This window comes from Priestia endophytica DSM 13796 (assembly GCF_900115845.1).
Taxonomy (GTDB): domain Bacteria; phylum Bacillota; class Bacilli; order Bacillales; family Bacillaceae_H; genus Bacillus_I; species Bacillus_I endophytica.
This window is the reverse complement of sequence record NZ_FOXX01000009.1, coordinates 54,771-78,331: the sequence shown is the minus strand read 5'-3', so window position 1 is coordinate 78,331 and position 23,561 is coordinate 54,771. Positions and strand designations below refer to the sequence as shown.

Below are 23,561 nucleotides of genomic sequence, written 5' to 3'. Positions count from 1 at the left end.
GGGGATTCATCATGGAAGCAGCTGTAAAGAAAGAAACACAGCAGCCGGCGGAATTAAAAAAGAAACATCCGCCTGGACTCTACTTATTATTTGCCACAGAGGCATGGGAACGATTTAGTTATTACGGAATGAGAGCTATTCTTGTTTTGTATTTAACAGCTACTGTCGCAAGCGGCGGGCTTGGTGTTGATAAAGCAACAGCATTAAGCTTATACGGCACATTTACAAGTGCGGTTTATATTACGCCAATGATTGGTGGCTATTTAACAGACCGCTTTCTTGGTCGAAGATTAGCGATTACGCTTGGCGGTATCATAATGGCGGTCGGGAACTTCTCTATTTTCCTTCATCAAAGTACAACCGCTTTATACATTGGACTTGCCTTACTTATTATCGGGAATGGATTTTTCAAACCGAACATTTCAACGCTTGTTGGAGACTTATACGAAGAAAACGATCCTCGACGTGACGGAGCGTTTACAATCTTCTACATGGGAATTAACGTTGGAGCATTCTTCGCACCGCTTGTTGTTGGATTAATGAGTTATAAATATGGTTTCCTAACAGCCGCAATCGGAATGATTGTTGGTCAAATTTTGTTTAATACACTAGCAAAACGCTACTTAGGTGATCTTGGTCTTAAACCAACAAGACAAATTCAGCAAGAAAAAACAAATACAACAAAAGCACCACTAACAAAACGAGAAAAAATGAGAACACTTGCGATTGTTATTTTAGCTTTCGTAACGATTGCTTTCTGGACAGCATTCGAACAAGCAGGAAGCTCGCTAACTCTATACACGCAAGAACACATTGATCGTCATATTGGAAGCTTCACGGTTCCAACAGCGTGGTTCCAATCATTAAATGCAATGTTTATCGTTCTGTTAGCGCCAATTATGTCTATTGTTTGGTACAAGCTTGGGAAATCAAAACGCGGTGACTTTAAAACACCAACAAAAATGGGGATGGGATTAATCACCGTTGGTTTAGGGTTCTTAGTATTGGTATCTGCAGTAGTACAAACAGGAAACAGCTCAGAACTAAAAGTAAACTTATTGTTTATGGTTTTCACTTATTTCCTACACACGCTAGCTGAACTGATGATTTCACCAGTTGGATTATCAATGGTAAGTAGACTTGCTCCACTGAAACTTGCTTCTCTTCTAATGGGAGTATGGATGGCAAGTTCTGCGGTAGCAAACAAGCTAGCAGGGGTATTAGCAACATATACGCAATCATTTGGATATTTGGAAATCTTCGGTGTAATTAGTGCCGTAACAATTGTTCTTGGAATTATCGTCTTATTCCTTTCAAAACCAATTTCAAAATTAATGGATTAATGAAAAGCTGCCTTTTTAGAAGGCGGCTTTTTTTAGTATAGTCACTTTAAAAAAGGAAAACGTTTTCCTTATCTTTGTTATAAAGCTTTTTCAAAAGTGTTAAGAAACAGGGTAGTAGTGGTAGAGTAGCGATTAATAAGACTCTATATAGTAATTATGTCTTGTTTTTATATGTAAATAAAGTTGTTGACTTCAAGCTGAAGACGAGTATATAATCAGAAACATAAAGAAAACGTTTTCTTAATTTTGTCAGTAAAAGACTGAATATTCGATATTGTATTTGTTGTCTTTTTTACTCATTTGCGATAAAACAGTAAGCGCTTACTTAAAAGAGTGAGGAGCACCATACTAAGGGAAGAGGTAGGAATCCATCATGAAAAAAGTGAAAGTTGGAATCGTTGGACTTGGTCGTTTAGGAAGACAGCATGCAGAGAACTTAGCGTTTCGTATCCCAAACTGTGAACTTACTGCTGTATGCAGCATTATTGAAGAAGAAGCGAAAAAAGCACAAGAAGAGTGGGATGTAAAATACGCTTATACAAACTATGATGAAATGATGAAAAATGAAGAATTAGATGCTGTTTTAATTGCGTCTCCATCTGGTTTTCATTGTGAGCAAATTGAAAAAGCGCTGGGGGCAAATCTTCACGTTTTTAGCGAAAAACCGCTTGGCCTTTATTTAGAAGAAGCAGTGCGCGTTGAGGAAGCAGTTAAGAAGCATGAGGACAAAGTATTTATGCTTGGTTTTATGAGAAGATATGATAAATCATACGCATATGCCAAGAAAAAAGTAGAAAAAGGAGCGATCGGAGAACCTGTATTGATTCGCTGCTACGGACTTGACCCAAGTAAAGCAATAGGTGGCTTTATGAATTTTGCGAAAAACAACTATAGCGGTGGTTTATTTTTAGATATGGCCATTCATGATCTAGATCTAGCACGTTGGTATCTTAATTCAGAAGCAAAACAAGTATGGGCAATTGGCGGTGCTTACGGATATCCAGAAATCGGACAACTAAATGATGCTGAAACAGGGGCTGCCTTAGTAAAATTTGAAAACGGAACAATGGGTGTTTTTGTAGCAGGTCGGAATTGTTCACATGGCTATCATATTGAAACTGAAATCATCGGAACAGAAGGAACGCTAAGAATTGGTACAACACCAGAGCGAAATATGGTCACAGTGTTCAATGAAACAGGAGCTGTAAAAGAGTGTTCAGAAGGATTTTTAGAAAGATTTGAACAAGCATACTTAAGTGAAGTAGAAGAGTTTATTAATTGTATAAGAGAAGAAAGAAAACCAGCCGTAACAGTAGAAGATGGCGTTCTATCAACTGCTTTAGGATATGCGTGCAAAGAATCATTTGAAACGGGAGAGCTTGTTACCGTTCAATCTCCACATAACGTGACTCGTTCTACAACATAACAGTTGTTCCATCGTGACATTGTTTGCTTGCTATGAAAGAGAGAAAATAAGTTATATTTAAAAGCGTTATCAATTGGGAGTTTCATAGTTTATGAGAACGGGAGGAACACGAGGTGGGAGAGAATACAGCAAAACAAAGGGAGCCAGCAAAGAAAATAAAAGTAATTGCGTTTATTTCAACGTTTGGCGGTTTGCTTTTTGGTTATGATACAGGGGTAATTAACGGAGCGTTGCCTTATATGTCAAGGCCTGATCAGCTCAACCTTACTCCATTTACAGAAGGACTTGTTGCAAGCTCCCTTTTGTTAGGGGCTGCGTTTGGGGCCTTGTTTGGAGGACAACTTTCAGATCGTCATGGCCGCCGCAGAAATATTATGTTTCTAGCTCTATTATTCTTTGGCGCAACGCTTGGATGTACACTAGCGTCAGACACAACGCTAATGGTTGTTTTTAGATTTTTACTCGGTCTAGCTGTTGGAGGAGCTTCTGTTACGGTACCTACATTTTTAGCTGAAATGGCACCAGCTGAAAAAAGAGGGCAGATTGTGACTCAAAACGAATTCATGATTGTGACAGGTCAGTTTTTAGCTTTTACATTCAACGCTATTTTGGGCAATACATTAGGAGAAGTTGGCCATGTTTGGCGCTATATGTTAGTGATTGCTTCTCTTCCTGCTGTAATTCTATGGTTTGGAATGCTTATTGTGCCAGAAAGTCCGCGCTGGCTTGCTTCAAAGGGCAGAATAGGTGAGGCATTAAAAGTTCTAAAGCAAATTCGAAAAGAAAAGCAAGCAAATGAAGAGTTAACGGAAATTAAAATGTCGATAGCTAAAGAATCTAAAATGAAAAAAGCTACAATAAAAGATTTATCAACGCCATGGATACGACGTATATTGTTCTTAGGAATCGGGATTGCTGTTGTGAACCAAATTAATGGTGTAAATGCCATTATGTATTACGGAACAGAAATTTTAAAAGATGCTGGGTTAGGAATTAAAGCTGCCCTAATCGGAAACGTAGCAAATGGAATCATTTCGATGGGCGCCATGCTCGTTGGGATTTGGCTGCTTGGAAAAGTAAACCGTCGTCCAATGCTTATTATTGGGCTTTGTGGAACAACGACTTCTCTTTTCCTAATCGGACTTTTCTCAATGCTTTTAGAAGGATCTCCCGCTCTTCCTTATGTTGTTCTGTCGCTCACTGTTCTCTTCCTTGCTTTTATGCAAGGGACAATTGGTCCTGTAACATGGCTTACGCTTGCTGAAATATTCCCTCTAGGAATGAGAGGATTAGGGATGGGCTTTAGCGTATTTTGGATGTGGATCGTTAACTTTTCAATCAGCTTAACGTTCCCCATGTTACTTGCTTCAATTGGGTTAGCTATGACGTTCTTTATTTTCGCCATTCTTGGTGTATTTGCCATTGCTTTTGTTTACAAATATTTGCCTGAAACAAGAGGATATTCACTTGAAGAAATTGAACAGCATTTTCGTTCTTATGATGATAACGGAGTCCAATCAGAACTGCAAAGTCAAGTGAAACAGTAATAAGAAAAAGACAGCTTAAATGAAGCTGTCTTTTTCTTTTAGGTGTAGTGTTGATAGAAGAGGAGGATTTTTTAATAAGAAGATTCATCAATTTACCATAATGTGTTAAAAATTTATTGTAAACGATGAAGACAAGTTTTATGGAAAGAGGATGAAAGAATATAGGTCAGAATGATAGAAAATGGGGGTGTAATAATGAGTAAAAGCAAAGAAACACCTGAAAGAAGAAGAGAAAGACTAAGAGGAGAAGAATTAAAAAGAAACCCTACTGGAAATATGAACGATGCGTTTCATAGGGCTGAAACGGGAAACCTTGCTGATTTAGTAGGTAGCTTAGGTTGGAAAGGTATTGGGATACTCCTTCTTGTCATCATAATAGGTTTTATAGTCGCCTCACTATTTTGAAGTGAGGCGACTATAAAACCTATTTAAATCGCATTATATCAACCTCTACATTGTATAATTAAAATTTATACAAAAACAGCCGTTAATAAAGTTAGAAGGACTCGTTTAAATTTTTATCTACCTTAATGTCTGGATTGGCTTCTTTTAATAAAGAGATAAATTTCCGTTTGTTTTTAGGAGACACGAGCAGGATTCCGTTATGAGAATGAGACGTGATTTCGATTCTGTCTAGTAAAAGAGCAGGGGATGCTAATGGATTTTTCGTTCGTTTTATCTTTTCAATATCTTTGATTGAAACTTTCTTTGTTAGTAGACCATTGTGGATGATGAGCGTTTTTTCGTCTACCTTATATCCTGTTTTAAAAAAGCCTAGAAGGAGAAAGATGGCTAATGGAAGAGTGAAAAAAAGGGTTTCATAGTCTCTTTTCATAATAAGAGGTGTGAAACAAGCGAAAATAACAATCCAATTTACAATAATAACCCATATATCTTTTTTTGATGGAAAATATATAACTCTTTATTTCCTTTCTTTTTAAGAATAAGGTTTAAAGTCTAGGAGTAGAGTGACTGTACTGTAGAAAAAAGTTCTAGCTTCCATTATGCTATAATAAATAAGTTCATTTACGTTCATTATTACATAAATACATACTCATTACCGGAGAGAAAGGAGGAAAAAATGAAAATCACGATTCGTAGCGTTGCCGAAGAGGCCGGCGTTTCTATTGGAACGGTTTCAAAAGTAATCAATGATAGCGGGAAAATTAGTGAGAAAACGCGAAAAAAAGTGTTTCAAGCCATGCAAAAATTAAACTACAAGCCTGATGCAGCAGCAGCTTCTTTAAGAGGAAAACGAACAAAATTAATCGGACTTCTTGTGCCTGATATATCGAACCCTTTTTATGCAGGAATTGCAAGAAGCATTGAAGATCGCAGTCATGAAGTAGGATTAAATGTAATGCTGTGCAGTACAGATAATAATACAGAAAAAGAAAAAAATTACTTAGCTCTTTTAACGAGTCAACGAGTAGACGGACTTGTTGTTGCTTCTGCATTTAGAAGCACGGTTTTGCTGCAAGAAACAATTGAACAAGGAATTCCAAGTGTTTTAATTGCTTCCGAAATTCCTCAGCTTTCGATTAACACAGTCACGGTTGATGATTATAAAGGGGGCTATTTAGCAACATCACACTTGCTAGATTTAGGACATAAAGACATTGCGATTATTTATGAAAACGTTCGCAGTAATGAACCTCGTTTAGCAGCATACAGAGACTCTTTGAGAGAAGCGGGCATAGATGTGAATCCAGAATATATCATGAAAACAGAAGCGACAATTCTAAAAGGATATGAATGTGCTAAAAAGCTTCTCTTGTTGGAGGAGAAACCAACCGCTATTTTTGCATGTAACGATTTGCTAGCAGCAGGCGTAATTCAAGCAGCTAAAGAGCTTGAACTTGACTTACCACGTGAGCTTTCTGTTGTTGGGTTTGACAATACAGTTTTATCAACAACAACAGCTCCCATGCTGACAACCGTTTCTCAGCCGATAAAACAAATGGGCGCAAAAGTTGTTAATTTATTACTGCAAGAAATGGAAGAGTCAAAAGGATATAAGGAGCGTTTGCTTATGGCTCCTGAACTTATTGTACGACAGTCTACAGCAAGTGTCTAAAGTATTGAGGAGGGGTGTTGTGAGAAAAACGGAACTATGTTCTTGGACAGAACAGTGGGAGGCTCTATATGAAGAGGAGGAAGAGCTGCTTCATAAGATATTAAAAGATAATGTCATCCATATGTTTCATATTGGCAGCACCTCTGTTCACACTATCCAATATGCAAAGCCCATTATCGATATTTTAGTTGTAGTGTCTAATATTGAGAGAATCGCTTCTTATGAAAAAGAAATGATTCAAGCGGGCTACAGTGCTAAAGGAGAGAATGGTATTGCGGGGAGGCGCTACTTTGTAAAAGGAAAGAGAAGAGAACACATCATGTTCATATTTTCCAAAGCGGCCATGCGCATATCGAACAACTTTTAGACTTTAAAGAGTATTTGCTCCACCATCCTCTAGAAGCAAAAGCTTATGGAGAACTAAAGAGAAAGCTAGCGCGAGAATTTCCAGATTTTCATTATAAGTATCAAGAAGGAAAGAGGGAGTTTGTAACAGCACTAGCTCATAAAGCATCTTTTTGGGGAGAAGAACGACGAAGGAGAGAGGGAAAGTGAATCTCATTATGGTTGTGGGTATTTCTCCAGGAGTTGGAAAGTCGACGTTTGCACGGAGACTCGGAGAAGCATTGCATATTGAGGTTCATCATTTAGATGCATTGTTTTGGACACCAAATTGGGTAGAAGCATCGTTAGAAGAGTTTTCAAAATCTCAGCAAGACATGATTCCTCGTGATCAGTGGATTATAGAAGGAAACTACAAAAACACTTTTCAAATTCGCTTACAAAGAGCAGATACGATTATTTACTTGTTGGACTAGTTGGCGTAACAATTGACGCTCATCAAAAGTTCGCGTTGAAATATGCCATTATTGCCGTTATCGTTATGACAGCCGTTGCGGTGGCGGTTGGAGCGATTTCGTTATTTTAATAACCATTTTAGACTTCAAAGTAAAAAAGCGATTCACCTTCAACTCTTTAGTTGAAGGTGAATCGCTTTTTTACGTTTTCTAATCATTATAAAAACGTGTATAAGACTTTGAGTTACGTAGAGCAGAAATAGCATTTTTTCTTGGAGAAATTAGCTAAAATCACTGTAAAATATAAATTAATATTTAAATAAATCATGTTCTAAAAGACAAGTTGGTTCTTTTATTAGAAAATCAATATTTTTGCTTTTCAAATCCCAAAAAGAGTATTCTGTTTCTAGAGGTGATAGAATGGGAAACCGTAAAAAAGTTGTTGCTATTTCAGGAAGTATAAGAGAGTGTTCAACAAATACGAATATATTAGAAAATCTAGCTTCTTTTTTTAAGGATGATATCGACTATTCTATTTACGATAAGATTGGAGAGTTTCCACATTTTAATCCGGATTTAGATGATGAAGAAGGACCAAAAGTTATAGAGGAGTTCAGACAGGAATTAAACGAAGCTGATGCCCTTATTTTGTGTACGCCAGAGTATGCTCGTGGCATACCAGGAGTACTGAAAAATGCAATTGACTGGCTTGTTTCATCAGGTCAGCTTTTAAATAAGACTGTAGCTGTTATTACCGCTTCTCCTATGGTCGCGGGAGGAGAAAAAGCACAGGCGTCTTTTCTACAAACATTAGAAATGCTGAATGCTAACGTTGTAAAAAATGGAACACTTGTCATTTCATCTGTTGGAACAAAATTGAATTCAAAAGGTGAAGCAACAGATAAAGATACGAGACTTGCTTTAGAGTTATTAGTAGAAAGCATTATTACTGAGATAAAAAAGAAGAAAGCACCTCTTACGTAACTAAAAAGGAACTTCTACAGGAGAAGTTCCTTTTTAGTTCATTTGTAGATGACGCTCAAAAAGGAGATTAGTCATTATATAAATGACCACCGAGCAATATCAACGTTCAAAAAACAACTAAAGAAGAAGAGAATCCAGCGAAAAACGAACTAGAATGGTTAACGAAATAAAATGTATGCAAGATGTAATACTAAAAAACGTAAAATAACCCAGAAAACAGGAACGAAATAAGGCTCCAATTTTCTGGATTGGGAGAAAAAATATTGAGTTACACTTTCTCAAACTGATTTCGTAAAGAAACGTAATGAGCGGCAAGGTAAATAATAACGAGAATCGGAAAAGAGTAGATATACTCCCATTTTATTGGTTTATAAATATCAAGCCATGTTAGGAGAGGGAGACCAATAAAGGAAGAGAAGCCTGCATAAATAATACCTTTTATAAAGGGATTCATGTTGGGCTTAATTTGTAAGATAATCATAATTGAAATAGGCACGAGAAAAAGATCCCAAGGAAAATAATTGTGTGTTAAAGGAAAAACTTCATATCGATACTCCCACAATCCGAGAAAAACGCCAATCATATCAAGAAAAGAGGCTAAAATAGCGATGAAAAGCCCTGTATACAATAATCTATCTGTGCTTTCTTTTTTTCTGAATTTCAGCCATATTACGGTTAAACAAACCATTATAAGGATGCCTAACCACCATCTCCAGCTAAAAACGGTATAATCAAACCAAATATGTAGCTTTTCATGATTCAAATCATTTTGTTTTTCGAAATAGTTGTTATAGATGGAGGTTTTGTTAGCCATATTTTTTCCTTTCTAATAATGTTCTTTCATGATCTAATCTTCATAATAGAAAAAGCTTAACAAAGAAGAGATTTTGGAAGGGGAGATTTAATATGAAAAATATCTTTTATAGTGTGCACGAGCGATGAAGAGTTATTCTTTTTAACCGAAAGAACAAAATATTATTTAAATAAACTATGTTCTAAAAGAAAATATAAAATAAAAAACGGTATTTTAAAACACAACAGGAATGAAAAATACAGATTATAATCACCCCCTTTTCCTTATACTTTAAATAAAGCAGAAACATAAAAAAGCTGTTTTTTTACGTTTTTTGCTTTTAAAAAGAAGGGGGATATCACAATGACAAGAGGACAGTCAAGAAACAATAAACATAAAAACAAAGCAAAATTATCTCAAACACCTAGCAGTGAAAAACTTGTAAACGGGGAATTTGCAGACGAGATTACAGAACGCACAAAAATGCGTTTTAAGCGTAAATAAAGAATTTATAAAAGCCCTCAATCACTTTATTGATTGAGGGCTTTTGTCGTTACATAGCAACAGTCACATTCATAGACAAGAAAGGGGTATAAAAAATCAAATTCAGGAAAAATTATCAATTAATGATAGAAGAAAACATCGAGCTCTTCATTCGGTGACACTTGGAGGGGCATAAGATATGAACAGTGCATGGAAACGGCTAACAAAAAAACAAAAAAAGTCAAAAAAAGAGGCTCCTTACTATGAAGAAACAGAGGTTGCTTCAAATGAGGAGGCGCTTAAGTCTTCTTTAGAAGAGAATCTAAAAAAGATAAAGGAAGCTTTGGGAAACAGTGAGGATGTAGTGGTTAGGAACTTTACGATGGGAAAGCCTTTTGTTCGTAAAGTGGCTTCTATTTATATAAACGGCTTAACAGATAAGGAAATCTTGGGAAGAGGTATTATTAAACAGCTCATGAGTAACGCAAACCTAGCTGAAGAAGAAGATTTCTCTTCACCAAACCAAGTAGGAGCATACATAAAAGAACACATGCTAACCATCACAAATGTAAAAGATGTAGTGGACTGGAATAAACTATTTTTTTCTTTATTATCAGGAGAAACGATTGTTTTAATTGATGGGTGGAATCAGGGGTTTACTTGCGCTGCACAAGGAGGCGATCTCCGCGCTATTTCAGAACCTGTTGCTGAATCTTCAGTAAGAGGACCTAGAGACAGCTTTACGGAGTCACTCATTAGTAATACAGCAATGGTCCGTCGTCGAATTAAGAGTCCTAATCTATGGTTAGAGACAATGGAATTAGGGGAGATTACCCAAACAACAATTGGAATTATGTATGTAAAAGGAATTGTGAATGATAAATTGCTTACGGAAGTCAAAGAAAGACTCCACAAAATTAAAGTTGATGAAGTACAAAGTTCCAATACGATTGAAGAATGGATTTCAGATGAAACATGGACACCATGGCCAACCATTTTTGTTACAGAACGGCCAGATGTAGTCGCAGGTAATTTACTAGAAGGACGAATTGTCATCTTTGTTAATGAAACACCAATTCCTCTTATCGTACCTGCGACTTGGAATCAATTCTTTCAAACAGCAGAAGACTATTATTTACGATGGACAATGGCTAGTTTTTTACGATTGCTGAGAATCACTTCTTTTTTAATTACTCTTTTAGGTCCATCTTTGTTTGTTGCATTCCTTTCCTTTCATCCTGAATTGATTCCAACTCCTTTGTTAGTTAATTTAGCTGCACAGCGCCAAAACATTCCTTTTCCGATCATTATAGAAGCACTATTAATGGAATTTACTTTTGAAGTATTACGGGAAGCAGGAATTCGGATGCCTCGTCCTGTAGGTCAGGCTGTTTCTATCGTAGGAGCGCTTGTATTAGGGGAGGCAGCGGTTTCAGCTGGTATTGTTTCAAGTGCAATGGTTATCGTTGTAGCTGCAACGGCTATCGCCAGTTTTACAATTCCTCATTATGGGATGACAGATGCGACAAGGATGCTTCGCTTTGGGATGATGATTATGGCAAGTTTTTTTGGACTATATGGCATTGGATTAGGGGTCATTGTGTTAGTTGCTCACACGTGCAGTTTGCGTTCATTTGGTATTCCTTACTTAACTCCTTTTGCTCCTATTGTGCTAGCGGATCAAAAAGATTCCATTATCCGATGGCCTTTACCGTTTTTATCTAAACGTCCCCGTCTAATTAGTCAAGTCAAAACCAAAAGAGTAGATCATAATCAAGATCGGGGCCCTTCAAAGAGAGAAGGAAATATGAAAAATCAAGAATCAAAGAGGGATTCTAATGAGACATAAGCTAGTAAGGTTTCTTCTACTTTTCGTTTGTTTATCCTTATTATCGGGCTGCTGGGATCGTGAAGAACTACAGAAATTGAGTATTGTATCAGGAATGGCAATTGATAAAGGTAGTGACAAAACAAAGAACAGATACCAAGTTACTGTCCAAATAACCAATCCTTCTCAAGTTGCAGGTGGACAACAAGGAGGAAAAGTACAAGCTTCTCCTGTCACTACATTTACCGAAAAAGGGAGTACTCTTTCAGAAACGCTTCGGAAAATTTCCATAAAAGCGCCTGGAGAGCTCTTTTTTCCTCATCTTCAAGTTATGGTTATTAATGAAAAAGTAGCGAAAGATGGGATTAAAGAGTTATTTGATGTAATCGAACGAGATGCCCAGTTTCGCGTTCTTTTTCCTGTCCTAATTACACGAGGGAATGTGACAGCCAAAAGAACGTTAGAAATAGCAACGCCATTAGAAAATATCCCTTCTACTAAGATTGCAGATACCTTGAAATACTCCGAAAAAGAGTGGGGTGTCTATAAAAGTACACGTGCTGACCAAGTCATTCAAGGCTTAGAACAAGGGAGTTTAAGTGTTACAGGAATACAAGTTGAAGGAAAAGCTAGCAAGGGAAATGAGATGACAAATATGCAACAGATTGACCCAAGCGCAAGAATTGAAATAAAAGGTCTTGCTCTTTTTAAAGATGGGAAATTAAAAAAATGGCTTGAGGGTGACGATGCCCGTGGAGTGACATGGGTGATGAATGAAATGAAGACTACCGTTTTAAACCTTGACTGTGGAAAAGAGAAAGATGCGATTGCCATTGAAATCTCCCGGGCGAAGTCAAATGTTCATGTGAAATTTAAACATCAAAAACCCATTATCTATGTTGATGTTCATGCAGAAGGAATAGTGCTAGAAAATAATTGTGCTAAAGATCTTGGTAATTCAAAAGTACTAGCAAAGCTAGATGAAGAAGTAGAGGAAGAAATAAAGAAAGAAATTCTTTTAACAGTCGAAAAAGCTCAAAAACAAAAAAGTGATATTTTTAATTTTGGTGAACAAATTAATATTGCAAATAAACACGTATGGAAAAATATAGAGTCCTCATGGCAAAAGGAGATTTTCCCGCACACAGAAGTTCATGTGAATGTGCAGGCTATTATTCGTCGAACAGGTCTGATTACTAGATCCTAATATAAGTAAGTGCGAAATCGGGCAAAGAAGGGAGTGATAGAAATGGAGAGGGCAAAAATAAGTGTTATTCAGCTCTTTTCTCTCATGCTTATCTTTAATATGGGAACAGCGGTAGTAATCAGTTATGGTGCTAAGGCTGGGAAAGATGCATGGGTGGCTATTCTTCTAGCCATGTGTGGAGGAGTAGCTTTATTCTTCATTCACTATTACTCCTTTCGGCAATATCCTCATTTGTTGTTTATTGAATATATTAGGAAGATATTTGGTAAATATTTAGGCTGGGTGCTTGGCCTGATATACTGTCTCTTTTTTCTATATATTTGTGGAAGAAATGTACGTGAATTTGGGGATTTAATTATTTCATCCACTTTGACAGAAACGCCGTTATTAGTCATTAATCTCACGTTTATCCTTGTTATTTGTTATGTCATTCATTTAGGAATAGAAGTATTAGGAAGATCAGCAGAAGTATTTATTGTCATACTGGTCGTGCTCGGAGCATCAGGGAACTTCTTAGTGCTTGTATCAGGAGATGTAGATTTCGAGCGAATACGGCCTGTGCTTGAACATGGATGGAAGCCGATTTTGAGTACAACTTTTCCAACTCTTATTTCTTTTCCATTTGGCGAGATGCTCGCTTTTACGATGCTTCTGCCGTATTTAAATCGCCCACAATTAGTGAAAAGAGTATGGATATCAGCAGTTATTTTAAGTGGTTTGATTTTAAGTTGGACTGTCATACTAAATATATCTGTTCTTGGTTTAGGGCCCATGAAAAGATCAAATTTTCCATTATTAATGGCGGTAGGAAAGGTCCATTTGCTTGAGTTTATTGAAAGGATGGACGTAATTGTCGTTTTTACTTTATTAATTACCGTGTTTTTTAAAGCCTCTGTTTATTTATATGGAGGGGTTATTGGAATAGCAAATTTATTCAAAGTAGATAATTATAATCACATTCTTTTACCAATTGGAACGATTGTCATCTTCTTATCTCTGGCAATGTCTTCGAGCTTTTCAGAACAGACAGAAGAAGTTTTGGTTACTATGTATGGTATAGTTGTATTGTTTATCGCTATTCCCTTGATTATGCTGTTTGTTTTAATTATTCGTGAATATGTAAAAAAGAAAATACAATAAGACAGGCGCTGACTAATAATTACGAGTGAGATCATTAAGAATTAAAAAAATGCATAACTAGCACTGTAGGGAAAGGAAGGTCCTGAAAAATGGAGAAAGCAAAAATAAGCGTTATTCAACTCTTTGCTTTAATGTTTATTTTTAACTTAGGTACTGCTTTAATTGTTAGTTATGGAATTACAGCAAAGAAAGACGCTTGGCTCTCTATTCTTTTAGGAATGGGTGGAGGAATCCTCGTATTCTTCATTTATTATCTATTATTTCGTCAATATCCTAACCTTCCCTTTACGGCATGTATCAGAAAAATCGTAGGAAAATACATTGGTTGGGGATTAGGTCTGATATATTGCTTATTTTTCTTGTACATAGCGGCTAGAAACATACGTGATTTCGGTGATTTACTTCTTTCCTCAACTTTGCCAAACACACCGCTACTAGCAATCAACCTCACCCTTGTTTTAGTGATCTGTTATATCATTCATTTAGGGATTGAAGTTATAGGGAGAACAGGAGAAGTATTTATTGTTATTTTACTTTTATTTGGAATTGCAGCAAACTTCTTTGTACTTGTATCAGGGGATATTGATTTTCAACAAGTACGGCCTTTTTTAGAACATGGTTGGAAGCCTGTTTTAACGACAACTGTCTCTTTCACAATGATTTTTCCATTTGGCGAAATGTTGGTGTTTACGATGTTATTACCATATTTAAATCGACCCGACTTAGTAAAAAGAGTATGGGTGTTTTCTATCATCTCAAGTGGTCTTGTTTTAAGTTGGACAGCTGTTTTGAATATGTCTGTACTTGGTATAAGTGCAATGGAAAGATCGACGTTTCCTACACTAAATACGATCGGAAAGGTCAATCTGCTGGAGTTTATTGAAAGACTAGATGCTCTTGTGGTCTTTACTTTGCTAATGACCGTTTTCTTTAAAGCCTCGGTTCTTGTGTACGGTACAATGATAGGACTTGTTGACTTATTTAAATTAGAGAGTCACAAACCCATTATTCTTCCTATAGGGATTGTGGTCATTTTTTTATCAATGACAATAGCTTCTAGTTTTTCTGAGCACATAGAAGAAGGCCTGGATATAGTGCTTAAATATCTCTCCATACCGCTTTTAATTATCCTCCCTTTAGTGTTATTTCTTATTTCTATGATACGAAATATTTTAAAAAGAAAAGCTAATTAGATTCATCTTGTTTATTCGCTCTTTTTTTCACGATTGTATAGATTTGCTGTCCAATAACAAGTAAAAAAAGTCCTGCTAGCATAACGTACTCTGCGCTGCTTATGACCCAAAATGGATTGAGAAGATGTAATACAGACTCGGAAAAATCAAAACCTAATAGAAAATCCATAAATAAAAGGTTTAAAATAGATAATAGAAAAACGATCAGTGTGATTGCCAATACTTTCATCATTGTTCCCTCATTTGCGATTAAATGGTTATAGGATATTTCACGAAGATAGTTCCTCCCGAAATGCGATCAAGAGAAGGGGTATTGCTTACATCAGTTCTTTATAGTATGAGTATGTAGTGTTCTGATATACTTCCTGAAATCATAAAGAATAAAAATTTTAATGGGAGAAAAGGCAATTTTATTTAGTATTAAGAATAAAGGTTAGGGAAGAGAAATAAAGAAAATATGTTGAGGTTTTTGTGTATCACCTTTAATAAATTTTCATCTTGAAAAACGTTTAGAGAATACATATATTTAAAAAGGAATCTTTTTCAACCATGTATAGAAAGGAGGTAAATAAGACTGTTTGAAAATTTATTAAAGGGATGTAAGTATTTACTGCGCGTTGTTATCTTCATTTTTTATTTTCCTTTTTATGTACTCTTTCAAGTAGGGAAATATATAATCATTTACCCTTGCCTTTGGCTTTGGCAAACGATTATCGGACCTTTAGGACAGTTTATTTGGATACATATTTTAAAACCGGTTTTCCTGTGGGTTATTTTATATCCATTAGAAAAACTTTGGCAATTTCTTATCTTGCCCATATTACACTTCTTATGGAAAAGGGTGATAGTCAGTCTGTGGCAATACATGCTATATCCTTTTTTTTATTACATTTTATATCTTCCTTTTTATCTATTTTCCGTTCATATTTTACGCCCATTTTATCATGAAATAATTGTTCCAGTATTACGTTTTTCAAAGGTAGTTTTAAGGTGGATATGGAAAAGAATTTGTTGGATTTGGTTACACTTAGTGTGGTTCCCTGTTCAGTGGATATGGCAGATGCTCATTTGGATACCGTGTAGATGGGTTTATTATGAACTTATTAGGCCTTGTATCAAAACAATACGCCGATTCCTTTCGTGATGAGAAAAGTTATTTAAGAAGTAACAGGTTAATAAAAATACGTTTTGCTTTCATCATTAAGATTTACTTATTTTACAATGCTGCCCTCTATTAATCTATGAGTCTCACATGTTCCTTTCATAGAAAAGCGGATAGAGATAGAATCAATTCATGCAAAAAGGATTTATGGCTAAAATAAGCTTATCAATATCCGCTCATTACATAAAAATAAAAGTTCTTGTGAAAAACAAATAAGAGTATGAATCGTCTATGTAAGCAAAATAATAGTAATGAATTCAGGCTAATTATATAATTTTCTTATATTCTTAGAAATAGGAAGGTTGTTTATAAATGCAATTACAATTAAAAGACAAACTTGTATTAGTCACAGGATCAACAGCAGGAATTGGAAAAGCAACAGCAAAAGCTTTTTTAGAAGAAGGAGCTCATGTGATTGTTAACGGAAGATCTCAAGAGAAAGTAGAAGCCGTTGTGGAAGAATTATCTTCCCTTGGAACTGTTCACGGCCTTCACGCTGATTTATCAAAAGCGGAAGAAAGTAAAGAACTTATCGAAAAAGTAAACAAAATGGGTGCGCTTGACGTACTTGTTAACAATTTAGGATTCTTTGAAGTAAAAGAGTTTGAAGATGTGACAGATGAAGAATGGACAGAGTACTTTGATGTAAACGTAATGAGCGCTATTCGTCTTTGTCGTGCTTTTTTACCTGGGATGTTAGAGCGAAACGGCGGACGTATTTTGAATCTTTCAAGTGAAGCAGGAATCAAACCTCTTCCACAAATGATTCCATATTCTTTAACAAAAACAGCATTAATTAGCTTATCAAGAGGGTTAGCTGAACGAACAAAAGGAACGAACGTTACCGTTAACTCTGTGCTCCCTGGTCCAACATGGACAGAAGGTGTTGCAAACTATATGAAGGGAGCAGCAGAAGCTGCAGGACAAGACCTTGATACGTTTGTAAAAGACTATTTTAAAGTCAATGAGCCAACATCCCTTACACAGCGTTATGCAACACCAGAAGAAGTAGCAAGTGTTATTGTGTTTCTCTCTTCAGAAAAAGCGGCAGCTATTAATGGAGCAGCACAGCGAGTTGAAGGCGGAATTATTCGTTCATTATAAGGGGAGAGACAGTGAGGTACTATGTGATGGAAGAAGATGAATTTGATTCTCTTTCATCCGAAGAAATGATTTATGTATTTGAGCACGAAAGAAAAAACACAGGGGGAGAAATTCGGTCTCTAGAAGACTTTACGGGAAAGTGTTTGTTTATTGAATTAAGAAATCATTATATGTATCAAAAAGATGCTGTAGAAGATATAGATGTATTTGAACTAGAAGAAAAGCTGAAAGAAGAGTTATTACCATTACAGGAAGTCACCGATGATGAATTGTTACAATTAAAAGAGGAGTTTTCAGAACAAATTAAACCATTTATTTTCCCGAATAATATCATAAGACGTGCTTATGCATATGAACCAGATTGGAATGATCGTTTCTTTGTAGCGGAGACAGAGGAAAAGTACTTTGGGCTATATTGGTGTACAACGGCTTGAACCATAAAAGTGATACCTTATATAAAGACTGTTCGTAAAGTTTGCACGAAAACTTACGAGCAGTCTTTTCTTTGTTTTTTCAGAAAATAATAAAAATAGATTGTTTTCTTTTTTTAGCTATGCTAGTATTTAAATTGTAAAAATCATATATAAAATTAGGAATCACATATGTGATTTAAAGGAGCGTTTTATGTCAGTTAAGTCAGCAGAACGTGTATTAAGGGTTTTTGAACTATTAGCTCGTCATCCAGAAGGGCTAACAGTAAAAGAAATTAGTAGCTCACTAGCTTTTCCGCAGAGTAGTACATTTAACCTCGTTACAACGCTGCATGAGGAAGGCTATGTAAATCAAGATCAGCTAAAAAGATATAAGCTTGGGCCAAAGCTAATTCAAATTGGGACTGCGGCCATGGATTCTTTAGATATTTCCGCTGAAGGAAAACCATATTTAAAGAAGCTTATGGAAGATGTACAGGAAACGGTGTTTATGGCTTTATTGTCGGATGGAGAGCTCATCTATGTAGTGAAAATCGATAACAATCGCTCTATTCGTACAACTGCTCAGCTTGGAAAGAGAAAACCACTATACTGTACAGGGTTAGGAAAAGCATTTCTAGCATTTTTACCGTTAGAACGAAGAAAAGAGCTGCTTCAAGGAATGGAGCTTGTTCCGATTACGGAATCTACGATTACAACCAAAGAAATGTTAGAGCAAAACTTAGATTCTTTTATAGAAAGCGGTTACTCCATTGATGATGAAGAAAATGAAGAAGGTCTATTTTGTCTAGCAGCTCCTGTTTACGGAGCAAGTGGCATAATGGAAGCGGCCATTAGTGTCGCAGGACCAAAAGAAAGAATGCTAAAACATAAGAACATGATTGTAGAGAAACTTCTTTCCACATCAAAGAAAATATCGGGGATCGCTGGATATACAGGAGAGAAAGAATAAAAAGGAGGGGTATGATGGATGTGATTAGTTTGGGGGAGACAATGGTATTGTTCAACCCCCATTCAACGGGGAAAATGAGGTACTGCCAAGATTTTTCCACAAAAGTAGCGGGAGCAGAAAGCAACACATTAATCGGTCTTTCTAAGCTTGGTTACCAAACCGGCTGGATTAGTCGAGTTGGAAAAGATGAGCTAGGAGCTCGAATTTTATCTACTCTTAGGGGGGAAGGAGTAGATGTAAGTTTTGTCATACGTGATGAAGATGCTTCCACAGGTTTGTTTCTCAAAGAAAAAACAAATGAGAGACATACAAAAGTATTTTATTACCGAAAAGGCTCTGCTGCGAGTTTTATGAGTAAAGGAGACATTAATGAGGAATACCTTGCTAGCGCAAAATACTTGTATATTACAGGGATTACACCTGCTTTAAGTTCATCCTGTTATGAGAGCATTTTCCATTCTATTAAAATAGCCAAAAAGCATGGATTAAAAGTCGTATTTGATCCAAACTTGCGCAAAACGCTCTGGGGAGAACATGAGGCACGAGAAACATTGATTGATGTTGCCAAAGAAGTTGATATTATCCTACCTGGTATTAGTGAAGGAGAATTTCTATTTGGGGAACAGACTCCAGAAAAAATTTGTTCTCAATTTCATCAACTCGGAGTTGAAACAGTAGTTGTAAAACTAGGAGAAAAAGGAGCTTATTATTCTAATAAAGGGGAGACTTCTTATATAGAAGGTTATCCGGTTCATAAAGTAGTAGATCCAATTGGAGCTGGTGATGGATTTGCGGCAGGTTTTCTATCAGGACTCCTTGATCATGTTTCTCTCCAAGAAGCTGTTAAGAGAGGATGTGCCGTTGGGTCTATTGTAGTAACTGTTGAAGGAGACATTGAAGGGTTACCAGATAAAGAGGAACTATATCATTTTATGAATGCGATTACAAGTGAAGATGTTACAAGATAAAAAGGAGTGTAGAGGATGAATTTATTTTCCCATATTTTAGAACATAAAATTGTTGCGATTGTTCGTGGTGCCGAGTCAAAAGATGTTGTCCAAATTGCTTCAGCTTTACACGAAGGCGGAATAAAAAACATTGAAATTACGCTTAACAGCCCCAACGCACTTGAAGCCATTGAGAAAGTAGCAAAAGAGTTTAAAGGAGAAATGCTTGTGGGAGCAGGAACTGTACTAGATCCAGAGACAGCTAGATCAGCTATCTTAGCTGGAGCTCAGTTCATATTGGCTCCTACCGTAAATATTGAAACGATTAAAATGACAAAAAGATATGGAGCAATAAGCATTCCAGGAGCATTTTCACCAACGGAAATATTAACCGCTTATGAAAATGGAGCTGATATTGTAAAGGTATTCCCAGCAAGCATAGGAGCTCAATATATTAAAGATATCCGGGGGCCGCTTCCACATATTCCACTGCTTCCTACTGGAGGTGTTAACTTAGATAATATTCGGGAGTTTGATGCGGCAGGTGCAGTAGGGTTTGGGATTGGTAGTTCCCTTGTAAATACAAAAAGAGAAATAAACGCTAGTTATTTAAAAGAGCTAACAATAAAAGCTCGTCAATATGTAGAAGCTATACACTCAAAACAAAAGGAGAATGTTTAATATGAAAATTAAAAGTTATGAACTCTTTCAAGTACCACCACGCTGGTTATTTTTAAAAATTGAAACAGACGAAGGAATTGTTGGTTGGGGAGAACCGGTTATTGAAGGGAAAGCAGCGACAGTTGGAGCAGCTGTACACGAATTAATGGAGTACCTGATTGGCAAAGATCCATTAAATATTGAAGATCATTGGAATGTTATGTATCGAGGTGGATTTTACAGAGGTGGTCCCATTTTAATGAGCGCCATCGCAGGAATTGACCAAGCATTATGGGATATTAAAGGGAAATATTATAATGCCCCTGTTTATGAGTTACTAGGTGGTAAGGCGAGAGAATCAATTAAAGTATATTCATGGATTGGAGGAGATCGTCCATCAGATGTGGGAGAAGCCGCTAAACATGTCGTCGAAAAAGGATTTACAGCCGTGAAAATGAATGGGACAGAAGAACTTCAGTATGTTGATTCATATGAAAAAATTGATGCTGTAGTAGAGAGAATTGCAGCTGTAAGAGAAGCTGTTGGCCCTTATGTTGGAATCGGCATTGATTTCCATGGACGTGTTCACAAACCAATGGCGAAAATATTAGCAAAAGAGCTTGAGGTTTATCGCCCAATGTTCATTGAGGAACCTGTTTTACCTGAAAATAACGAAGCGTTGCGGGAAATTGCACATTCTACAGCTATTCCAATTGCCACAGGTGAAAGAATGTTTTCGAAATGGGATTTTAAAAAGCTTCTTACAGACGGATATGTTGATATTATTCAACCTGATCTTTCTCATGCAGGAGGAATTACGGAAGGTAAAAAGATTTTATCAATGGCAGAAGCATTTGATGTTGCGGCAGCTCCTCATTGTCCATTAGGCCCTATTGCATTAGCCTCTTGTCTCCAAGTAGATGCGACGTGTCATAACGCATTTATTCAAGAACAAAGTTTAGGCATTCACTATAATCAAGGAAGTGACTTATTAGACTACATCGTTGATAACAAAGTATTCAAATATGAAGAAGGCTATGTGAAAATTCCAGATGGTCCTGGTTTAGGAATTGAAATTAATGAAGAACATGTACGAAATATGGCAAGCGTTGGGCACAATTGGAGAAATCCAGTATGGAGACATAGGGATGGTTCTGTTGCAGAATGGTAAAAACTAGCGACTAGCTAGTTCCGTAACGAAATTTGCAATAAGGGGATGACGGTGTGAAGGGGTACAGTGAGAAACCAACTCGGGTAAGATTTAAAGTTTTAGTCTTTATTTTCGTAAGCGTTGTCATAAATTATATGGATCGAAGCAACATCTCTGTAGCTGCAACGGCCATCGGAAAAGATTTAGAATTAACATCTGTTCAGCTTGGTCTTATCTTTTCTGCTTTTGGATGGGCATATGCCGCTCTTCAAATTCCAGGAGGTGTAATGGTTGACCGGTTTGGTGCTCGGCTTACATATGCATTTAGTCTTATTACATGGTCACTTGTTACATTACTCCAAGGGTTTACAAAAGGATTTGTTGGACTCTTTGGTTTGCGTCTTGCAACAGGGGCATTTGAAGCTCCTGCTTTTCCGACAAATAATAAAGTTGTGACAAGCTGGTTTCCAAATCAGGAAAGAGCATCTGCTATTGCGTTTTATACATCTGGTCAGTTTGCAGGGCTTGCCTTTTTAACTCCTGCTCTTGTTACGATTCAGCACTTTTTAGGATGGAGAGGGCTATTTATTACAACAGGAGCCATCGGTATCTTATGGGGGATTATTTGGTATATTTTCTACCGCGATCCAACGCAGCATAAAAAAGCAAATAAAGCGGAGCTAGAGTATATTAAAGAAGGCGGAGGACTTGTTACACCAGCTAATGAGAAGGGAGAAAAAGCAAAGTTTGAGTGGGGAAATTTAAAAGAAGTCTTTATTCATCGTAAACTGTGGGGGATTTATTTAGGTCAGTTTGCTGTAAACTCTACGTTATGGTTTTTCTTAACGTGGTTTCCAACATACCTTGTTGAGTACCGAGGATTAGACTTCTTAAAATCAGGGTTCTTAGCTTCTGCTCCGTTTTTAGCCGCTTTTGTCGGAGTTTTATTATCTGGTTTTCTTTCTGACTTTTTAGTGAAAAAAGGAGTTTCCCTAGGCATCGCCCGAAAAACGCCCATTATTGTTGGCTTGCTTTTATCAACTTCCATTGTAGGCGCCAACTATGTAGATAATACTTCTCTTATTATTATGTTTATGGCTATTGCCTTTTTTGGAAACGGTTTAGCCTCTATTACGTGGGTATTTGTATCAACACTTGCTCCTAAACATCTTGTCGGATTAACAGGAGGCGTGTTTAACTTTATTGGCGGATTAGCCTCTATTGTTGTTCCAATTGTAATTGGATTTCTAGCCCAAGGTGGCAGTTTTGCTCCTGCGCTCGTCTTTATAGCTATTGTAGCTTTACTTGGTGCTTTATCGTATATTTTCCTCGTTGGGAAAGTGGAAAGAATTAAAGTGGCTCAAAAACCCGACTCAAATCTTCCGATGTAGAAAACAAGCAGTAATAAAGGATAAACCCTATAGCTTTCGAGTTAATAAAAGATATAGGGTTTTATGGTATAATAAGGATGAAATAACAGTCTTCGCATTGTGAACGAGAATGAAAGGAAGTGATTTCACATGCGCGACTTCATTACTTCTAAAAAATTTTTACCCGTCTATTTTATCACTAGTTTTTTATCAGCGCTGTTGTTTAAAAGTTTAGGATGCTCACCCCTACAAATTGCGCTTCAAAGCTTTCCTTGTTTTTTCATCGGCGTTTTATTTTCTCTTCAGCATTTTGTCTGGAAAGATCCTAACTTTTTTGATAAAGGCTCCAAATGATGAAGACCAAACGGTTCTATCGTATTTTTCTTGCTGCTCTGTTTCGCATAGAAAAACAAAGCGCTCTCGCTTATCAAGCTAAATCTTACAATAGAAAAACCTCTAGATGATAGAGGTTTTTTCTATTATATAAGGTTAGCTTTCTTATAAGAAAAGAGGGGGACAAGTGAAGAAACCTTGGTACTTAAAAACCGGATGGGTTTTTGTCTTCTGTACATTAACACCGCCGATTGGCTATCTAACCATTCTCACAAATCTTAAGAAATTTAATAATAAAGATAAAGAACAGTTTGAGCAGAAAATTTTTTATTTAGCGATTGCAACGAGTGCGATGGCTTTTTGGGTACTTAAATTTACACCACCTATCGTTCGAAAGGTTGTATTATGCGGGTTGCTTGCTATTTTTATTGGTCGAAAACTAAAACGAATGTTTAAAAAATAAGAAAAACCTATCTTCTTTTTTAGAATGTAGGTTTTTTTGGCGGACGTATGGAGTTTCGCTACTTGCATTTCTCCTTTTTCTATATACAATATGGGCACCTTTATGTAAAATAAAAACAGGTCTATTATACTGTTATTTTTGTTTATTATAACAGACAAAAGAAAAGGGGAA

The 23,561-nt window shown here is 36.5% G+C and carries 25 protein-coding genes and 1 pseudogene; 23 read left to right on the top strand and 3 right to left on the bottom strand.

All coding sequences use genetic code 11. The features are described 5' to 3' along the window. The first annotated feature begins 11 nt into the window (after window positions 1–11). From BM012_RS16790 to BM012_RS16775, 4 genes are all read left to right on the top strand, one after another. Complete coding sequence (locus BM012_RS16790; protein ID WP_061805801.1) at window positions 12–1,343, top strand: peptide MFS transporter; 1,332 nt, start codon at window positions 12–14, stop codon at window positions 1,341–1,343. 373 nt (window positions 1,344–1,716) lie between these two features. Next, window positions 1,717–2,769, top strand: a complete 1,053-nt coding sequence (locus tag BM012_RS16785; protein WP_061805800.1) for a Gfo/Idh/MocA family oxidoreductase — start codon at window positions 1,717–1,719, stop codon at window positions 2,767–2,769. A gap of 113 nt (window positions 2,770–2,882) precedes the next feature. After that, on the top strand, window positions 2,883–4,316 hold the full coding sequence (locus tag BM012_RS16780; RefSeq protein WP_082802641.1) for a sugar porter family MFS transporter: 1,434 nt from the start codon (window positions 2,883–2,885) through the stop codon (window positions 4,314–4,316). A 195-nt stretch (window positions 4,317–4,511) separates the two neighbouring features. After that, entirely contained in the window at window positions 4,512–4,721 is a 210-nt protein-coding gene (locus tag BM012_RS16775) for a DUF6366 family protein (RefSeq protein WP_061805799.1), read from the top strand. 91 nt (window positions 4,722–4,812) lie between these two features. Here the strand turns inward: BM012_RS16775 and BM012_RS16770 are convergent, their stop codons facing one another. Further along, window positions 4,813–5,151, bottom strand: coding sequence for a PH domain-containing protein (locus BM012_RS16770; RefSeq protein ID WP_235606197.1), 339 nt, complete (start codon window positions 5,149–5,151; stop codon window positions 4,813–4,815). A gap of 246 nt (window positions 5,152–5,397) precedes the next feature. On the opposite strand from BM012_RS16770, the gene BM012_RS16765 reads away from it, so the two are divergent. From BM012_RS16765 to BM012_RS16745, 6 genes and pseudogenes are all read left to right on the top strand, one after another. Further along, window positions 5,398–6,393 (top strand): LacI family DNA-binding transcriptional regulator, encoded by a 996-nt coding sequence (locus BM012_RS16765; protein ID WP_061805797.1) that lies wholly within the window; start codon window positions 5,398–5,400, stop codon window positions 6,391–6,393. 19 nt (window positions 6,394–6,412) lie between these two features. Beyond that, entirely contained in the window at window positions 6,413–6,760 is a 348-nt protein-coding gene (locus BM012_RS26910) for a GrpB family protein (protein WP_235606196.1), read from the top strand. Between the two features lie 14 nt (window positions 6,761–6,774). Further along, window positions 6,775–6,948 carry a GrpB family protein gene (locus BM012_RS26905; RefSeq protein ID WP_407719650.1) on the top strand — a complete coding sequence of 58 codons (174 nt, stop codon included), beginning with the start codon at window positions 6,775–6,777 and terminating at the stop codon, window positions 6,946–6,948. Beyond that, window positions 6,945–7,211: a P-loop NTPase family protein gene (locus BM012_RS16755; protein ID WP_201030253.1), complete on the top strand. Its 267-nt coding sequence runs from the start codon at window positions 6,945–6,947 to the stop codon at window positions 7,209–7,211. The genes BM012_RS26905 and BM012_RS16755 overlap by 4 nt, the downstream gene beginning before the upstream one ends. Continuing rightward, window positions 7,193–7,321: pseudogene (locus tag BM012_RS26900) on the top strand (hypothetical protein); the annotation flags it as partial. The gene BM012_RS16755 and the pseudogene BM012_RS26900, both read left to right, overlap by 19 nt. A gap of 289 nt (window positions 7,322–7,610) precedes the next feature. Next, window positions 7,611–8,174, top strand: coding sequence for an NADPH-dependent FMN reductase (locus BM012_RS16745; protein WP_061805796.1), 564 nt, complete (start codon window positions 7,611–7,613; stop codon window positions 8,172–8,174). Window positions 8,175–8,442: 268 nt separating this feature from the next. On the opposite strand, the gene BM012_RS16740 is transcribed toward BM012_RS16745, so the two are convergent. After that, window positions 8,443–8,988 (bottom strand): CBO0543 family protein, encoded by a 546-nt coding sequence (locus BM012_RS16740; RefSeq protein WP_061805795.1) that lies wholly within the window; start codon window positions 8,986–8,988, stop codon window positions 8,443–8,445. Window positions 8,989–9,330: 342 nt separating this feature from the next. On the opposite strand from BM012_RS16740, the gene BM012_RS26135 reads away from it, so the two are divergent. From BM012_RS26135 to BM012_RS16720, 5 genes are all read left to right on the top strand, one after another. Beyond that, window positions 9,331–9,471 carry a YfhD family protein gene (locus BM012_RS26135; RefSeq protein ID WP_113715035.1) on the top strand — a complete coding sequence of 47 codons (141 nt, stop codon included), beginning with the start codon at window positions 9,331–9,333 and terminating at the stop codon, window positions 9,469–9,471. Between the two features lie 178 nt (window positions 9,472–9,649). After that, complete coding sequence (locus BM012_RS16735) at window positions 9,650–11,299, top strand: spore germination protein (protein ID WP_061805794.1); 1,650 nt, start codon at window positions 9,650–9,652, stop codon at window positions 11,297–11,299. Continuing rightward, window positions 11,289–12,485, top strand: coding sequence for a Ger(x)C family spore germination protein (locus BM012_RS16730; protein ID WP_061805793.1), 1,197 nt, complete (start codon window positions 11,289–11,291; stop codon window positions 12,483–12,485). The genes BM012_RS16735 and BM012_RS16730 overlap by 11 nt, the downstream gene beginning before the upstream one ends. Window positions 12,486–12,527: 42 nt before the next feature. Continuing rightward, window positions 12,528–13,625, top strand: coding sequence for a GerAB/ArcD/ProY family transporter (locus tag BM012_RS16725; RefSeq protein WP_061805792.1), 1,098 nt, complete (start codon window positions 12,528–12,530; stop codon window positions 13,623–13,625). An 89-nt stretch (window positions 13,626–13,714) separates the two neighbouring features. After that, window positions 13,715–14,818 carry a GerAB/ArcD/ProY family transporter gene (locus BM012_RS16720; protein WP_061805791.1) on the top strand — a complete coding sequence of 368 codons (1,104 nt, stop codon included), beginning with the start codon at window positions 13,715–13,717 and terminating at the stop codon, window positions 14,816–14,818. Here BM012_RS16720 and BM012_RS16715 read toward each other — a convergent pair. Further along, window positions 14,811–15,050: a YczF family membrane protein gene (locus BM012_RS16715; protein WP_139210365.1), complete on the bottom strand. Its 240-nt coding sequence runs from the start codon at window positions 15,048–15,050 to the stop codon at window positions 14,811–14,813. The two genes, BM012_RS16720 and BM012_RS16715, sit on opposite strands and share 8 nt — an antisense overlap. A gap of 1,242 nt (window positions 15,051–16,292) precedes the next feature. On the opposite strand from BM012_RS16715, the gene BM012_RS16710 reads away from it, so the two are divergent. The 8 genes from BM012_RS16710 to BM012_RS16670 all read left to right on the top strand — a co-directional run bounded on the left by BM012_RS16710 (window position 16,293) and on the right by BM012_RS16670 (window position 23,390). After that, window positions 16,293–17,084, top strand: a complete 792-nt coding sequence (locus BM012_RS16710; protein ID WP_061805789.1) for an SDR family NAD(P)-dependent oxidoreductase — start codon at window positions 16,293–16,295, stop codon at window positions 17,082–17,084. Between the two features lie 11 nt (window positions 17,085–17,095). Beyond that, window positions 17,096–17,518, top strand: a complete 423-nt coding sequence (locus tag BM012_RS16705; protein ID WP_061805788.1) for a hypothetical protein — start codon at window positions 17,096–17,098, stop codon at window positions 17,516–17,518. A gap of 190 nt (window positions 17,519–17,708) precedes the next feature. Then, window positions 17,709–18,467, top strand: a complete 759-nt coding sequence (locus BM012_RS16700; protein ID WP_061805787.1) for an IclR family transcriptional regulator — start codon at window positions 17,709–17,711, stop codon at window positions 18,465–18,467. 14 nt (window positions 18,468–18,481) lie between these two features. Further along, the gene (locus tag BM012_RS16695; RefSeq protein WP_061805786.1) at window positions 18,482–19,435 is read left to right on the top strand and encodes a sugar kinase; all 954 of its coding nucleotides are present in this window, start codon (window positions 18,482–18,484) and stop codon (window positions 19,433–19,435) included. A 15-nt stretch (window positions 19,436–19,450) separates the two neighbouring features. Further along, window positions 19,451–20,095, top strand: coding sequence for a bifunctional 4-hydroxy-2-oxoglutarate aldolase/2-dehydro-3-deoxy-phosphogluconate aldolase (locus BM012_RS16690; RefSeq protein ID WP_061805785.1), 645 nt, complete (start codon window positions 19,451–19,453; stop codon window positions 20,093–20,095). A 1-nt stretch (window position 20,096) separates the two neighbouring features. Beyond that, window positions 20,097–21,245, top strand: a complete 1,149-nt coding sequence (gene dgoD / locus BM012_RS16685) for a galactonate dehydratase (RefSeq protein ID WP_061805784.1) — start codon at window positions 20,097–20,099, stop codon at window positions 21,243–21,245. A 53-nt stretch (window positions 21,246–21,298) separates the two neighbouring features. After that, a complete protein-coding gene (locus tag BM012_RS16680; protein ID WP_061805783.1) occupies window positions 21,299–22,615 on the top strand; it encodes an MFS transporter in 1,317 nt (438 codons plus the stop codon). A 499-nt stretch (window positions 22,616–23,114) separates the two neighbouring features. Further along, the gene (locus BM012_RS16670; RefSeq protein WP_061805781.1) at window positions 23,115–23,390 is read left to right on the top strand and encodes a hypothetical protein; all 276 of its coding nucleotides are present in this window, start codon (window positions 23,115–23,117) and stop codon (window positions 23,388–23,390) included. Window positions 23,391–23,561: the final 171 nt, after the last annotated feature.